This is a genomic window from Peptoniphilus genitalis (genome assembly GCF_023614525.1).
Lineage (GTDB): Bacteria > Bacillota > Clostridia > Tissierellales > Peptoniphilaceae > Peptoniphilus_A > Peptoniphilus_A genitalis.
On record NZ_CP097885.1, the window covers coordinates 1429954 to 1444295 of the forward strand.

Consider the following 14342-nt stretch of genomic DNA (forward strand, 5'->3'; position numbering starts at 1 on the left):
GCTGTCTTGCCTTACGGGGTTTCTTGACCTCTAGTCCACGGTTTTACCTTTACACGTTTTCAATTTTATATAAAGTCACATAACAAAAACTAGCATATAGTAAAAAGTTTTGCATAAAAAAAAGCTTAATCAGTAACGATTAAGCTTTATCTTTTTACAACTTTCTATTTAGTTATGAGCTTACGGGAGTGCTCCAGCTTGTTGAAGTTTTATGAGGTCATAAAGTTTGCCAATACGCTAAGGGCTTATAAGGCAGTAAGCAAAAAGTTCGGAGACGTTAAAAAAATTTCACTGTTTGAGCGAAGCGAGTTTGAAATTTTTAGTCGGAGAGCTTTTTGCGTATTAATGGGTCGAGCCCCTGCTAGGGCGATGGGGTCAGGGGGGAGGTTTAAGGAGGGGGTCAGGGGCCTCGCTCGCCCCTGGCTCCCCCTCCTTAGAAAGAAATAGTAAAGCTCTGCTTTACGATAAAGATTCATAAAGACGAATTCTTTGACCATTTGCTTCACGATTTTTTAATTTTATAAAAATAAAAAAATCTGTAGTTTCCTACAGATTAATTTTGTGTCAATGTTTTTATTATATTTTCTACCTTCATAGGCATTGTGAATTCGTGGTCTCCTGGTGCGAAGGCTGTTATTCCTAACCTATTGCATTCTGCTATGAAGGCTTGGTCTGATTTTATTGCTCCAAGGTCTAGGAGTTTTTTGCCTACTTGGGCTGGGCCTTCGCCTTCGGCAATATTTAGCTTGTAAGTTTTTAGTTCTATGCCTGCTATTTCTGCAAGGATTTCCTTTACCTTCATGCCCTTAGCGAACTCATAGGCTCCTGGGACAATCTTGTCTCCGATTTGCATGTCTTCTGCAAGGGCCCTGTAAGTTGGCATATCTGCAATTAGTCCCTTGGAAATTAAAAGTTCTCCAAGACTATCTAGGTTTGTTCCCTCTGGAACTGTAAAAGAATTTACATTTTCGTCTTTTTCATCTTTTTTATCATCGTCTATTAGGACAACGGGCTTAACAAATTTTTCTTCTCTTAGGCCTGTTGCGATAAGAAACTCGCCATAAGTTTTTTTCACTTCGTCGACTATCCCAATTTTTATGTCTTTTGTGGTAATGGAATTTAAGTAAAGGGAATCCATCCTCCACTTGATTACAAAAATTAGGAATAAGAAGAAGAGTATTGATATTAAAACTTGGCAGAATTTAATAAAAAAGAGTTTGCCTTTGTTAAAATTATTCAAAATAAACCTCTTTTCATCATGTTTTGATATAATTATATCAGCAAAGGCGTAAAATTAAAAGTTTGGAGATTTTATGAGAGAAATTATTGTTAACAAGAACGACGAGGGAAGAAGGCTGGATAGGTTTTTGAAAATCTATTTTGAGAAGGCGCCTCTTTCCTTTATATATAAAAATTTGAGAAAGAAGAACATTGTGGTCAATGGCAAGAAGGCCAAGCCCGAGGACATCTTGAGGGAAGGCGACGAAATCAAATTATTTTTGGCAGAGGAGACTATTGAGAAGTTTAAGAAAGATATTAAGAAGTCAAAAAATTCTAAGCTGCCAGATATCTTGTACGAGGATGAGGACATCATCCTTGTGAAGAAGCCCGTCAACATGCTTACCCACAACGACTCAAAGGCCTATCAAGACAATGCTCTTGACAGGATGGTGGACTATCTCATTGCTCAAGGTGATTACAATCCAAGGCTTGAGAAGTCTTTTAGGCCTGCCTTTGTAAATAGGCTCGACAGGAATACTTCTGGTATCTTAATAGGTGCAAAGAATTTAAAAGCTTTGCAGGACTTAAACGATGCCATAAAGAAGAGGGAGATCAAAAAACTCTACCTCACTCTTGTGGCTGGCAGGGTGACAAAAGATTTTGATGTTGATATAAATCTCAAGAAGACTGGCAACAATGTGATGAAGAAGTCTTCGAGAGAGGAGGGCAAAAGGGCTATAACAGAGTTTAAGGTCCTTAATTCCAACAAGGACTACTCACTTTTATCTGTCAACTTGATCACTGGAAGGACCCACCAAATTAGGGCTTCCCTAAAGGAAGAGGGCCTTGCCATTGTTGGAGACAGGAAGTATGGGGAGGACAGGGTCAACAGGGTCTTTAGAGAGAGGGGACTGGATTCTCAGTTCTTGCACAACTACGCCATAGTTTTTGGGGCAGATGCCTTTAAGAACTTAAAGGGCAAGTCCTTTGTCTACCTGCCTGATGGTAAGATGAAGGACCTAGCTGAAGATATTTTTAAGATAAATTTAGGGGATTTGTTAAATGAAAAAAATAATTTATAGGTCTCCAAGAGAGGACTTAGATTTTGAAAATTTAAAGGGCGAGAAAACTTTAGTGGTCTTGCCCTCTCAATCTGCCATAAATTTTTACATAAGAGACATGCTGAGAAGGGGCGTGGACATAAACAAGACTGAGTTTGAGACCTTTGACGGGATTGGAAGAAAGAATAGGGCAAAGAGGCCAGATGGAATTTTAAAATATTTGGTCTTGTCAAAGCTTATGAAGGAAGAGCTTTGCGATTTTAAAATTTTTCCAGAGACTGTTGACCTTGTCCTAGATTTTTTTGATGAGCTTGCAGAAAATTATTTAGGACCAAGAGATGTTGAGAAAATTCCTGGAGAGCTTTTTGTAGACCTTGCCAAGGTCTTTGAATCTTATGTGAATTACTTTGCTGATAAGGGCTACGACATATATGGAAGGGTCAAGGAAGAGTCCATTAGGGCAAGTAAGTTCGACTCTATAATTATTTCTGGCTTTTTGGAATTTGGTAAGACTGAAGAAGAGATTATAAAAATTTTATCTGACTTATCTGAAAAAGAAGGGAAAAATATTTTTATTGACCTGCCCTTTAACTTTATGGAGTCAGACCTTCTTCATGGGCTTATTAAAAAATTAGAAAGCTATGGCTTTGTCCTTGATGAGAAAGAATCCATTGACTACAAGAGGGAAATAGATAGGGACAAAATAAAAGTTTTGTCCTCAAAGGACAATTTTTATAATTTATTTTTCTCTAAGGTGAAGCTTTTGTTGAAGGATGAAAAAGTAAGTGACCTGACAATTTTAAGTGGATCGCCTATTCTTTCAGAGAAAATCAGGGGAAGGGGAAGGCTCCAAGGACTTGAATATAATCTTCCAAGGAAGGAGAGGTCTTTACTAGAGAGAGAATTTGTGGCTCTCTTAGATTATTTATTCGACAAGTCCAAGGTAAATACTTTGAAGCGCCTTAGGCTGTCTTACTTTCCTTTGTCTGTAGATGTCATCAATCTTGAGTCAAGTCTTATGTCCTATAATTTTAAAAACTTAGGGGATATTGACTTCTCTAAGCAAAGGGACCTAAGGCTCAATGAAGGCGAGCTTGAGGACTTTATAAGGGGAGTGGACCTTTTAAAGGATGAAAGAATTTCTCCAAGGGAAGATCTTTCATATTATCTTGAATTTTTCAAAAATTACTTAGAAAGTCCTAGGGAAAAAATTGAAAATGCCCTTGAGAGGGATCCTGAAAGTCCCTTGATTCGTGACCAAAGATTTTTGGAAGAGCTCGACCAAGTCTTTGTTAAGATGGAGGCTTTGAGAGAATTTTATAAGTCCATAGACCTTTCTGACTTTGTCTTGATCCTCAAAAAATATATTGAAAAGATTAGGCTTGATGAGGTCCAAAATCTTGAAGGTCTTGAAATTTCAAACCAGGCTTCCAACTATTATAGGGACTTCAAAAACTTAATTTTAATTGGCTTTGACGACTCTTATCAAGAGGACAAGAGGTCTAACTTCATTTACAAGCAAGAAAGTCAGGAAGTCATGGAAGAGCTTGGACTTGTAAAAGATAACTTCAAGAGGGACTACTCTTATTTAATCTATGACTTACTTGTTGCAGAAAATATTTTGATTCTCTGTGGCGACAAGGACAAGGGGTTTTCAAAACTCTTGAACTCTTTGATCCTTGACATAGACCTAGAAGTAGAAGAAGTTAAAAAAATTTACGAGACTGGAAAACTCTACAGGACAAGAGAAGTCAAAGAAAACAAGTATATAATAGACGCAGGCCAGCTTGGAGAAATAAATAAAAAAATTTCTGAGAGACCATATTCAGTTACAGATTTTGACATCCTAAAGGACTGCCCGAGACGCTTCCTCTTTGAGAGAGTCTACAGGATTGGCAAGCTTGAAAAGGACTACGAGGACAGATTTTTTATTGAAGCTGGAGAAAAATACCATAAGGTTTTGGAGACCTACTTCAAGCAAGAAGAGGGCTTTGATGAAGATAAACTTTTAAAAATAATTTTGGAAGTTGAAAATCTTGGGGACTTTGATGATCTTTCTTTCTTTGATAAGCTTTCAGTCCTAAACTCACAAAAAATTCTTGGCGACTATATAAAGAAGGACCTAGATGGCCAAGCCAAGTATGGTTACAAGCCAGCCTACTTTGAGGAAGGCTTTGAAACAGAAATAAATTCTTTAAAAATCAGGGGAAGGATTGACAGGATTGATGCCCTTGGGGACAAGGAAATCCTCATGGACTACAAGAGGTCAGGTGTCAAAAAGAAAAAGGAAATTGATGAACTAAAGTCTTTCCAAATGCCCCTTTATGCTATAGCGAGAAAAAAACTGGGTAAGAAGATAGCGATGGCCAACTATGGGTCTATTAAGAGGGGAGAAATCGCCACTGTGATAAAGAACTCTGACCTCCTGCCAAAGGACGACAAGGGAAGGTATTATATTACAGATGAAGATTTAAGGAACCTCTTAAATAAATTTGAAGATGAGATAGTCAGACTGACTTCTAATATTAGGTCTGGCGACTATGAATCCACAAGTGATTGCAAAAATTGTGATTACCTAGAAATTTGCGAGAATAAGGAGAGTTTTAATGGATAAAAAAGAACTTAGAAAAAAATATACAAAAGTTAGGGCAGAGGTTGAGGACAAGGACCTCAAGGACAAGTTAATAAGAAAAAATTTAAGGGAACTTGATCTTTATAAAAATGCCAAGTCTGTCTTTGTTTTTATTTCTTACAGGTCAGAAGTTGACACCAAGGGAATAATAGAGGACATCTTGGCAGATGGAAAAAAACTTTTGGTGCCCCTTGTCAAGGGTAGCCAAATGATAGCTGTTGAAGTCAAGGGGATTGATGACCTTGAGCCAAACAAGATGGGGATTCTTGAACCTAAGTCTGGAGAAGAAGTGACTGATGTTGACTTGACTATCACACCTGGACTTGCCTTTGACAAGGCAGGCTATAGGCTGGGCTACGGTGGTGGCTACTATGACAAGTTCTTTGCCAAAGTAGACACAATAAGAATGGGGATTGGTTACTATGACCAATTTGTTGAAAGTATTGTTCACGAAGACTACGACAAGCCCCTTGAATATCTTTTAACTGATAGGGGACTGATTGAATTTGAATAAATATAAAAGAGAATACCCAATGATAGAAGCCAAGACGTGGAAGTGGGTCCTGTCACTCTTTCTTTGTATAGGTTCATTCTTCTTGGTGAGCTTGATTTTTGGAATCTTGGGAAGTCAAAATGAAGTCTTAATTGCCCTTTTAATAAGTGCTTCGTGCCTTATGTCCCTTTGGCTAGTAGATAGGCAATTCATTTTTAAAATTTTCTTGCCCTTAAAGATGAAGGACCTTCTCTACATTATTCTTGGACTTGGATTTTCCTTTGTGGCAGTTGTCTTTGCATCAATTGCTATGGCGCAAATGGGAATTCAAGGCTCGGCAAATCCAATTTTTGATGTCTTAACTGATGAAAATGTAAAGAGGTTTATTGTTTCAACTATGATCCAGTTCATAGCTGAGGAGATAATTTTTATTATTCCCTTCTTGTTTGTGATTAACAAGTTGAGGACAAAGAATGAAAAGTTAAAGACTCTTGCGGCAATCCTTGTATCATCTGTGATATTTGGTGCCATGCATCTGACAACTTACAATTTCAACATCCTCCAGGCAGTCCTTGTGATTTCTATAATTAGAACGGGACTTTCCATGTCCTATGTCCTTTCAAAGAACTTGACAGTGACTTACCTAGTCCACATGATTTACGACTGGGTATTGATTTGGATTTACCTAGCAGCTGGTCAAATGGCATAGACTTATGAAGTAGTATGAGTTTGTAAGAATGTAGGAGTTTATAAAAATTTAGGAACTGGCAAAGCTTTGTCACTTTATAAAGATTTATGACCTTGTAGAAAATTATAAACTTGGAGAAATTTATAAACTTAGAGGAAATTACAAGCTAATAAAAATTAAAAATTAAAATTAAAGGAACTTATAAAAATTTGTAAAAAAAGAACCACGACTTAAGGGGTAACCATAAAGTCGTGGTTTTATTTTGGTCAAAATTTATTAAATTGAAAGTTCCTTGAAGCCATTGCCAAGGATTTCTGAAGTGTCAGAAACTGTAACAAAAGCATCCTTATCTGTCCTCTTGATAATTTGTCTAACCTTTACAAGTTGTCTTGATGAGCAAATGACGTAGAGGATATAGACTTCCTTCTTCTTGTAGGAAGTCACTCCCTTGATGTAAGTTGCTCCCCTTGTGATCTCTGCATAGATTTCTTTTGCAATCTCTTCGTTGTAGTCTGAGATGATAAGGACTTGCTTTTGCTTGCCAACTCCCAATTGGATCCTGTCGATAACAGTGTAGTTGATAAACATAAGTATTAGAGTGAAGAGGACCTTGTCAATGGAGTAGAGGTAGCCGAGGCAAGATACAATGATGAAGTTGAGGCCCATTAGGACGTGACCAATAGTTATATTAAAATTCTTTTTTAAGATTGCAGCGACAATATCAAGACCGCCAGTTGATGTTCCATTCCTAAAGGCAAAGCCTGCTCCAATTCCATTTAAGAGTCCTCCAAAGATACAAGCGAGGATAGGTTCTTGAGTCACATAAAAACCTGGTGCAAGTTTCTCGAAAAATGAAATGAATATAGATAGGAGAAAAATTACAAGGGTTGAAAAAAATGTAAAGTCCCTATCTAAGAATATAAGACTTAAAACTGAAGTTGGAAGGTTCATCAAAAAGACAAGTAGGGGAAGGCTAAGTCCCGTTACGTTAGAAGTCAAAATTGATAGACCAGTTAGGCCTCCTGATATAAGTAAGTTGGGTTTAATAATATATGTAATGGAAAAGGCAGTTATTATGCTGCAAAAAATTACAGAAAGCAATTTCCTAGCAAAAGTTTTTGAAAAAATCCAGTCCTTAAAACTAGTTTTATGTAAATTCACACTATCACCTCAGTTTTTATAATACACTATAAAGGAAAAAAATTTAAGCAATAAATTTATTAATAGTAAAAAAGCCTGCCAATAAAAAATTGGAAAAAACTAATGAGAAGGCGTGAAACTCTATATCTTAGTAGATTAGTGAAAATGATTACAGTCTTATAATTACTAAATTTTGTGTAAGAAATAAGTGTCAGGAACTTGTAAAAATTTATAGATTATAAATAATAAAAAATATTCCGATTGTTTACGAATTGAATTAATAAGGGCAAAAAAAAATAAAATGATTAAACTAAAATTATAATATCAAACAATTAGTTAAACTTAGTTGGTCTGCTTGAACTTAATATTTCTATTTGCTATAATTAAGACTGTAAGAAATGGTTATCATGATTATACATAAAGGAGAGTGTTAAAAATGACAGATACTTTAAATCCGTTAGTAGCAGCTCAACAAAAAGTTAAGGCTGCATGTGACAAGCTAGGTTGCGACCCAGCAGTTTATGAAATTCTAAAAGAACCTGAAAGAGTAATTGAAATCTCTATCCCAGTTAAGATGGATGATGGTTCAGTTAAAACTTTCAAAGGCTGGAGATCAGCTCACTCAACAGCAGTTGGTCCTGCAAAGGGTGGCGTTAGATTCCATCCAAATGTATGCCTAGACGAAGTTAAGGCTCTTTCTCTTTGGATGACTTTCAAAGGTGGTGCACTTGGTCTTCCATACGGTGGAGGAAAAGGTGGAATTTGTGTTGACCCATCTGAACTTTCTAAAAGAGAATTAGAACAACTTTGTAGAGGTTGGGTAAGAGGACTTTACAAATACATTGGAGAAAGAATTGATATTCCAGCTCCAGACGTTAACACTAACGGACAAATTATGTCTTGGTTCCTTGATGAATACATCAAAGTAAACGGAGACAGACAAGATATAGGAACTTTTACAGGTAAACCAGTTGGACTTGGTGGATCTGAAGGAAGAAACGAAGCAACAGGATTTGGTGTTGCTGTAGTAACTAGAGAAGCTGCTAAACGTGAAGGAATTGATTTCAAACACGCTAAGATTGCAGTTCAAGGTTTCGGTAACGTTGGATCTTTCACAGTTAAAAACATTGAAAGACAAGGCGGAAAAGTTTACGCTCTAGCTGAATGGGACAAAAAAGAAGGAAACTACGCTCTATACAATGAAAATGGACTAGATTTCAAAAAACTTCTTGCTTACAAGGAAGAACACCACACACTAATCGGTTACCCAGATGCAAAACAAATTTCAGCTGACGATTTCTGGACAGGCGAATGGGATATCTTAATTCCAGCAGCTCTAGAAAACGTAATTACTGGTGATGTTGCACAAAAACTTAATGTTAAATTAGTTTGTGAAGCAGCTAACGGTCCTACAACTCCAGAAGGAGATAAGGTTCTTGCTGAAAGAGGAATCAAACTTACTCCAGATATCTTAACTAACTCTGGTGGAGTTCTAGTTTCTTACTACGAATGGGTTCAAAACCAATACGGAATGTACTGGACAGAAGCTGAAGTAGAAGAAAAACAAGAAGCTGACATGATGAAAGCTATTAAAGGCGTATTCGGAGTTTGCGATGAATATGATGTAGTTCCTAGAGAAGGAGTTTACATGTACGCTATCCAATCAATTGACAAAGCTATGAAACTTAGAGGATGGTATTAATCCCTACAAGTAAATAAATGCTGAAAAAGCCGCAAGTTATCTTGCGGTTTTTTTGTGTTTAAGTTTAACTTAGGGTGAAGAATTTTTATTTTGGAAATCCTATGGGCTTGAATAAAATTGACTAGAATCTTTCTCCTTGCTATCATTAGGTCATAAAGACATAGGAGAATTTATTAAGGAGCTAATAAGATGATAAAAAATATTGCCCACATTGGACTAACTGTTATGGACCTAGACAGGTCGGTGGAATTTTATAGAGATACACTTGGACTTGACTACAAGGGATTTATGTACATGGAAGGGGAGTCAACAGATAGGCTTTTTAATGGTCAAAATATAAAAGCTAAGATTGCCTACCTAAGTCCTAAGTCTTGTAAAGCCTGCCCTGATGTTGAACTTATTGAGTTTGAAAGAGGAGATGTGGAAGAGGACAAGCCATCACTTTTTAAAACTTCAATTTCAGAACTCTGCTTTGGAGTTGAGGATATTGAAGCTTTTTATAACAAGTTAATTGGAGAGGGTGTGGAAGTTATGTCTCAGCCACAGGTTTTTGATTCTACTGACTACGGCTTTGGCAAGAGCAAGGCCTTTTACTTTTACGACCCAGATGGAAATATTCTTGAAGCCATAGAGTCCCTTGGTTGATTTTAAAAATTGGATTTGTTAAGTCGATTAGATTTAATGATTTATTTGGTCCTAATAGTCCGCAAATTTAAAAAAATAAAAATGAGTAAAAAAAATCTACTGAAAAATTTCAGTAGACTTTTTATTATGGAGGCGACAACCGGATTTGAACCGGTGATAAGGGTGTTGCAGACCCGTGCCTTACCACTTGGCTATGTCGCCATAACAACATTAGTATAGCAGACAATGAAATAAATTACAAGGGAAAATTGATTTTAAATTTTAAATGAGCTTCGATGATAAAAAGTCCTAGGAATAGACAGGCTACTAAGATATTATAGTTTTAAGGAGTTTTTTAGGAGGACGAGATGAAGCTATTAATTTTAGTTGATAATAAAAATGCAATTGCAAAAGATGGAAAGCAAATTATGTTTGTTGACAATGACCTTGAGATGTTTAAGAACTACACAACAAATAATATTATTGTAATGGGACGCAAGACTCTTGACGATATTGGAAGACAGCTTCCCAATAGGATCTCTGTGGTTTTCACTAGGTCCAAGAGAGAGGACAAGAAGGACTTGTTCTACATTGACTCAGTAGAAAAGTTAGACAAGATTATTGAGGCCTATCCAGATAAGGAAGTCTTTGTCATTGGGGGAGCAGAAATAGTAAAACTTCTTTGGGATAGGATTGATGAACTAATTGTAACAAGAGTTGACACAGTAGTCCAAGGTGCCGACACCTTTATACCGGACTTTGATGGCTTTAAACTTATTGATAAGTCAAAAATCGAAGATGAGATATACAAAGTTTATCATGAGAAATGGGTTAGGGAAAAATGAAAATTTTAATTGTTGAAGATGAAGAAAAGTTATTAAAGTCAATAAAGGAGGGCCTAGTTCATTCTGGCTATGCAGTTGACACAGCCCTTGACGGAGATGAAGGGTCCTTTATGGCCTTTACAAATTCCTATGACTTAATAATCTTAGATGTAAACCTGCCAGGGAAAAATGGTTTTGAAATCTTGGAAGAGATAAGAGAGAGGGATAGGGAAGTCAATGTAATAATGCTCACTGCCCTTTCATATGTTGATGACAGGGTGAGGGGTCTTGACCTTGGAGCCAACGACTATATACTTAAGCCCTTCCACTTTGAAGAGCTAAAGGCAAGAATTAGGTCTCTCTTAAGACGCAAGACTTCCATAAGTGACTCTATCATTAGGGCCCATGGAGTTGAGTTTGACACAGCCAAGAGGACCTTTGCAATCGATAAAGAAGCCTTGAAGTTAACTGCCAAGGAAGCGGGAATCTTGGAATATTTATTTTTCAATTTAGGAAGGTACGTCACTGCTGAAGAATTAATGGACCACGTCTGGAATGATGAGGTAGACCTTTTCTCTAACGTTGTGAGAGTCCACATGTCTGCCCTTAGGAAGAAGTTAAAGGACAAGCTTGGCAAAAATATTATAAGAAATGAAATTGGAAAGGGCTACATTATAGATGAAGAGAATTAAAAATGTAAAAAATACCATTGTCTTTAAGCTAATTCTTTCCATAATTTTGATTTTCATTGTAATGACAGCCACTTCAAACTATATAATTGGCAAGTATCAAGAGAAGAGAATCCAGGACATTGGCGAAAAAATTGTAATGGAAGAGACCAACAAGGGTAATAAAGATTACTTTATAGTCCTTGAGGACTCAAAGTTGAAGTCAACTAAGGAGATAAAAAACTTTTCTCTAATAGTTATTGGGTCAACAATTGCCCTTGGGTCCTTGGTTTATTATTTTTTAGTTTCCAGAAGCCTTAAGCCCTTAAAGGAATTAAAGGAAAAAGTTCAAGAGATTGACATTGACAAGGTGGATAATGAAAAGAAAATTTACATGGAGGGTCAGTCACAAGAAATCGAAGAACTTTCCTTGGCCTTTCAAAAGTCCTTGGACAAGATCTATGGGTCCTACGCAAGGGAGAAGGCCCTATCATCTTCCATTGCACATGAGTTAAACACACCGGTGGCTGTTATGAAGTCATCCCTTGAAATTTATCTCATGAAAAATAAGCTGGAGGACCAAGAACTTAAAGAGCTCTTGGATAATTTTGACGAAAACATCGACAGGATATCAAAAATTATTGAGTCCCTCTTATTTTTAAATCGGAGGGAGAATGCAATCTCAAGAAAGTTTGACATCAAGGACCTTGTTGAAGAAATTGTCTTTGACTTGGAAGACCTGGCAGAAGAGAAAAACGTAAATCTTATTTCCAAGATGGGAAGCAGGGAAATTTACACCAGTGACATCTTGCTAGAGAGAGTCCTCTACAATCTTGGCAAGAATGCCATCGCCTACAACAAAGACGGAGGACTTGTGGTCTTTGACTTCGCTGAAGATGAGGAAAATTATTTTATCTACGTGAGAGACACTGGACTTGGAATCGATGAAGAAGAGAAAGAAAAAGTTTTTGATTTATTTTACAGAGTAGACGAATCGAGAAATAAAAAAACTGGTGGCTATGGAATAGGACTTAACCTTGTGAAGAATATTGTAGAAAAGTTAGGCGGTCAAGTTCTAATTAGGGACAACTTAAATGAAAATAATGAGATAAGAGGAAGCATCTTCGAAGTAAGACTTCCAAAATCAAAAGAAGAGATCCTATGAGGTCTCTTTTTCTTTTGAGTTTTTTATTTTTAATTTCTTTTGAAAGGGCAAAGCTTACAAATCTTTAAAGAAAATAATTTCGTGTTATAATGTCCTTGGTGAAATAATGATAATTTTAAGAAATATAAAAATTCCCTATGACAAGGACCAAAAGTTTTTGAGGGAGAAAATTGAAAAAGAAATAAATAAAAAGAATTTTGATTTTAAGATTCACAAGAAGTCTTTTGATGCCAGGAAGGGTTTGAACTTTGTCTACCAAGTTGTAATTGACTTAGACTTTGATGACATTGATGCGAAGATTAAGAAAAGACTTAAAAATAATCTTGCAGACTTTCAAGAAGAGAAGCTTGAAGTTGAAAACAAAAACAAGATTGAGTCAGCTGTAATTGTTGGGACTGGACCTGCAGGACTTTTCGCGGCCTATCTCCTAGCCAAGAAGGGAGTCAAGGTGACCCTAATCGAGAGGGGAAAGGCAGTTGATGAAAGAGTTAAAGACATTGACCAACTTCACAAGACTGGAGTATTAAATGAGGAATCCAACGTCCAATTTGGAGAAGGTGGAGCTGGAACTTTCTCCGATGGTAAGTTGACTTCACGTTCCAAGGACAAGAGGATGAGCCAGATCTTTGACATCTTTGTGGATCATGGAGCACCAGAGGACATACTCTACGAGCAAAAGCCTCACATTGGGACAGACATCTTGCGTGACGTAATAAAAAATATGAGGAAGGAAATTGAAAGCTTAGGTGGGGTCTACCACTTCAGCGAAAAGTTTTTGGACTTTGAACTTGAAGGCGGAAAGATTAGTAAAATTATTACTGACAAGGACAAGTACCAAGCTGATGCCTACATCTTGGCCCTTGGCAATTCTGCTCGTGATACCTTTAGGACCCTAGACAAGTACGACCTTCTTGAGTCAAAGCCCTTTGCAGTTGGTTTTAGGATTGAGCACTTGAGAAGGGACATTGAACTTGCACAATTTGGGATGACATCTGACAAGCTACCAGCAGCAACCTACCAATTAAATGTGACTGACAAGGACTTTGACCATTCAGTCTACACTTTTTGCATGTGCCCAGGTGGCTACGTTGTTAATTCTTCTTCAATTGAGGGACAATTATGCGTCAATGGCATGTCCTACCACGACAGGGATGGCAATAATTCCAACTCTGCTGTTGTTGCATCTATTGATGAGAAAATTTACGGCCAGGGCAATCTTGCAGGCATGGACTTTCAAAATGAAATTGAGAAGAAGGCTTTTGATCTTGGAGGGGGCAAGGCGCCAGTCCAAAGACTTAGGGACTTTATGGATGGAAGGGTAACAGAAAAACTGGGAGAGGTGGAACCAACCTTTATACCAGGATATGTCTTTGCCGACTTAAATCAAATTTATCCAGAATCTATTAACAGTGCAATAAAGAATGCCCTTAAAGTCATGGACAAGAGGGTCAAGGGTTTTGCCAGCGACGATGCAATCCTAACTGGTGTGGAAACTAGGACTTCAGCCCCAATTAGGATCAAGAGAAGTGACTACAGGACAGAAAGATTTCAAAATCTCTATCCCATTGGCGAGGGAGCAGGTTATTCTGGAGGAATAATTTCTTCTGCCCTTGATGGGATAAAGTGCGCCATAGAAATTTTAGAAGGAGATAAAAAATGTTAAATATAGTATTTTACGAACCAGAAATTCCCTTTAACACAGGTGCCATTGCAAGAACTTGTGGACTTACAAAGACAAGGCTCCACCTCATAAGGCCTCTTGGTTTTTCCGTTGACGATTCACATTTAAAGAGGGCAGGTCTTGACTACTGGCATCTCGTGGATATAAATTATTACGATTCCTATGATGAACTTGTGGAAAAATATCCTGATAGCAATTTTTACCTTGCCTCAACTAAGGCCAAGAAAAAGTACACAGATGTTGAATACAAGGATGGGGACTTTATAGTTTTTGGACCAGAAACTCGTGGTCTGCCAGAGGATTTAATTTTTGCAAATTACGACAAGGCCATAAGGATTCCCATGCTAAAGGATTTTGGCAGGAGCCTAAACTTGTCAAACTCTGCAAATATTATTTTATTTGAAGCCCTAAGGCAACTTGATTTTTTCGATTTGGAATAAGTT

General features: G+C 37.2%; 13 protein-coding genes and 1 tRNA gene. 11 read left to right on the plus strand and 3 right to left on the minus strand.

Going from position 1 to position 14342, the window contains the following annotated elements:
* Window positions 1-553: 553 nt before the first annotated feature.
* Window positions 554-1240 (minus strand): endolytic transglycosylase MltG, encoded by a 687-nt coding sequence (locus M9426_RS06840; protein WP_250341768.1) that lies wholly within the window; start codon window positions 1238-1240, stop codon window positions 554-556.
* A 73-nt stretch (window positions 1241-1313) separates the two neighbouring features.
* Between M9426_RS06840 and M9426_RS06845 the strand changes: the two genes are divergently transcribed.
* The 4 genes from M9426_RS06845 to M9426_RS06860 are packed head-to-tail and all read left to right on the plus strand — an operon-like array spanning window position 1314 to window position 6116.
* The gene (locus M9426_RS06845; protein WP_250341769.1) at window positions 1314-2303 is read left to right on the plus strand and encodes an RluA family pseudouridine synthase; all 990 of its coding nucleotides are present in this window, start codon (window positions 1314-1316) and stop codon (window positions 2301-2303) included.
* On the plus strand, window positions 2284-4896 hold the full coding sequence (locus M9426_RS06850; RefSeq protein WP_250341770.1) for a PD-(D/E)XK nuclease family protein: 2613 nt from the start codon (window positions 2284-2286) through the stop codon (window positions 4894-4896). Before M9426_RS06845 ends, M9426_RS06850 begins: the two co-directional genes overlap by 20 nt.
* Window positions 4889-5428: a 5-formyltetrahydrofolate cyclo-ligase gene (locus M9426_RS06855; protein ID WP_148465306.1), complete on the plus strand. Its 540-nt coding sequence runs from the start codon at window positions 4889-4891 to the stop codon at window positions 5426-5428. The genes M9426_RS06850 and M9426_RS06855 overlap by 8 nt, the downstream gene beginning before the upstream one ends.
* Window positions 5415-6116 (plus strand): CPBP family intramembrane glutamic endopeptidase, encoded by a 702-nt coding sequence (locus M9426_RS06860; protein WP_250341771.1) that lies wholly within the window; start codon window positions 5415-5417, stop codon window positions 6114-6116. The genes M9426_RS06855 and M9426_RS06860 overlap by 14 nt, the downstream gene beginning before the upstream one ends.
* Before the next feature lie 255 nt (window positions 6117-6371).
* On the opposite strand, the gene M9426_RS06865 is transcribed toward M9426_RS06860, so the two are convergent.
* Entirely contained in the window at window positions 6372-7256 is an 885-nt protein-coding gene (locus M9426_RS06865) for a YitT family protein (protein WP_250341772.1), read from the minus strand.
* A gap of 415 nt (window positions 7257-7671) precedes the next feature.
* Here M9426_RS06865 and M9426_RS06870 point away from each other — a divergent pair, with 415 nt between their 5' ends.
* Both M9426_RS06870 and M9426_RS06875 read left to right on the plus strand, forming a co-directional pair.
* Entirely contained in the window at window positions 7672-8937 is a 1266-nt protein-coding gene (locus M9426_RS06870; protein WP_005956075.1) for a Glu/Leu/Phe/Val family dehydrogenase, read from the plus strand.
* A 189-nt stretch (window positions 8938-9126) separates the two neighbouring features.
* Entirely contained in the window at window positions 9127-9582 is a 456-nt protein-coding gene (locus tag M9426_RS06875) for a VOC family protein (RefSeq protein ID WP_250341773.1), read from the plus strand.
* A gap of 127 nt (window positions 9583-9709) precedes the next feature.
* On the opposite strand, the gene M9426_RS06880 is transcribed toward M9426_RS06875, so the two are convergent.
* Window positions 9710-9783, minus strand: a tRNA-Cys gene (locus M9426_RS06880).
* Window positions 9784-9929: 146 nt separating this feature from the next.
* Between M9426_RS06880 and M9426_RS06885 the strand changes: the two genes are divergently transcribed.
* The 5 genes from M9426_RS06885 (at window position 9930) to M9426_RS06905 (ending at window position 14339) form a co-directional block, all read left to right on the plus strand.
* Window positions 9930-10406 (plus strand): dihydrofolate reductase, encoded by a 477-nt coding sequence (locus M9426_RS06885; protein ID WP_250341774.1) that lies wholly within the window; start codon window positions 9930-9932, stop codon window positions 10404-10406.
* Window positions 10403-11077 (plus strand): response regulator transcription factor, encoded by a 675-nt coding sequence (locus tag M9426_RS06890; protein ID WP_250341775.1) that lies wholly within the window; start codon window positions 10403-10405, stop codon window positions 11075-11077. Before M9426_RS06885 ends, M9426_RS06890 begins: the two co-directional genes overlap by 4 nt.
* Window positions 11064-12218, plus strand: a complete 1155-nt coding sequence (locus tag M9426_RS06895) for a sensor histidine kinase (protein WP_250341776.1) — start codon at window positions 11064-11066, stop codon at window positions 12216-12218. Before M9426_RS06890 ends, M9426_RS06895 begins: the two co-directional genes overlap by 14 nt.
* A 106-nt stretch (window positions 12219-12324) precedes the next feature.
* The gene (locus tag M9426_RS06900) at window positions 12325-13881 is read left to right on the plus strand and encodes an NAD(P)/FAD-dependent oxidoreductase (RefSeq protein ID WP_250341777.1); all 1557 of its coding nucleotides are present in this window, start codon (window positions 12325-12327) and stop codon (window positions 13879-13881) included.
* Entirely contained in the window at window positions 13875-14339 is a 465-nt protein-coding gene (locus tag M9426_RS06905) for a tRNA (cytidine(34)-2'-O)-methyltransferase (protein ID WP_195443373.1), read from the plus strand. The genes M9426_RS06900 and M9426_RS06905 overlap by 7 nt, the downstream gene beginning before the upstream one ends.
* Window positions 14340-14342: the final 3 nt, after the last annotated feature.

Coding starts and splice junctions, on each gene's coding strand:
- M9426_RS06845 (WP_250341769.1), top strand. CDS start 1,314: ATGAGAGAAATTATTGTTAACAAGAACGACGAGGGAAGAAGGCTGGAT.
- M9426_RS06870 (WP_005956075.1), top strand. CDS start 7,672: ATGACAGATACTTTAAATCCGTTAGTAGCAGCTCAACAAAAAGTTAAG.
- M9426_RS06850 (WP_250341770.1), top strand. CDS start 2,284: ATGAAAAAAATAATTTATAGGTCTCCAAGAGAGGACTTAGATTTTGAA.
- M9426_RS06900 (WP_250341777.1), top strand. CDS start 12,325: ATGATAATTTTAAGAAATATAAAAATTCCCTATGACAAGGACCAAAAG.
- M9426_RS06890 (WP_250341775.1), top strand. CDS start 10,403: ATGAAAATTTTAATTGTTGAAGATGAAGAAAAGTTATTAAAGTCAATA.
- M9426_RS06885 (WP_250341774.1), top strand. CDS start 9,930: ATGAAGCTATTAATTTTAGTTGATAATAAAAATGCAATTGCAAAAGAT.
- M9426_RS06855 (WP_148465306.1), top strand. CDS start 4,889: ATGGATAAAAAAGAACTTAGAAAAAAATATACAAAAGTTAGGGCAGAG.
- M9426_RS06875 (WP_250341773.1), top strand. CDS start 9,127: ATGATAAAAAATATTGCCCACATTGGACTAACTGTTATGGACCTAGAC.
- M9426_RS06905 (WP_195443373.1), top strand. CDS start 13,875: ATGTTAAATATAGTATTTTACGAACCAGAAATTCCCTTTAACACAGGT.
- M9426_RS06895 (WP_250341776.1), top strand. CDS start 11,064: ATGAAGAGAATTAAAAATGTAAAAAATACCATTGTCTTTAAGCTAATT.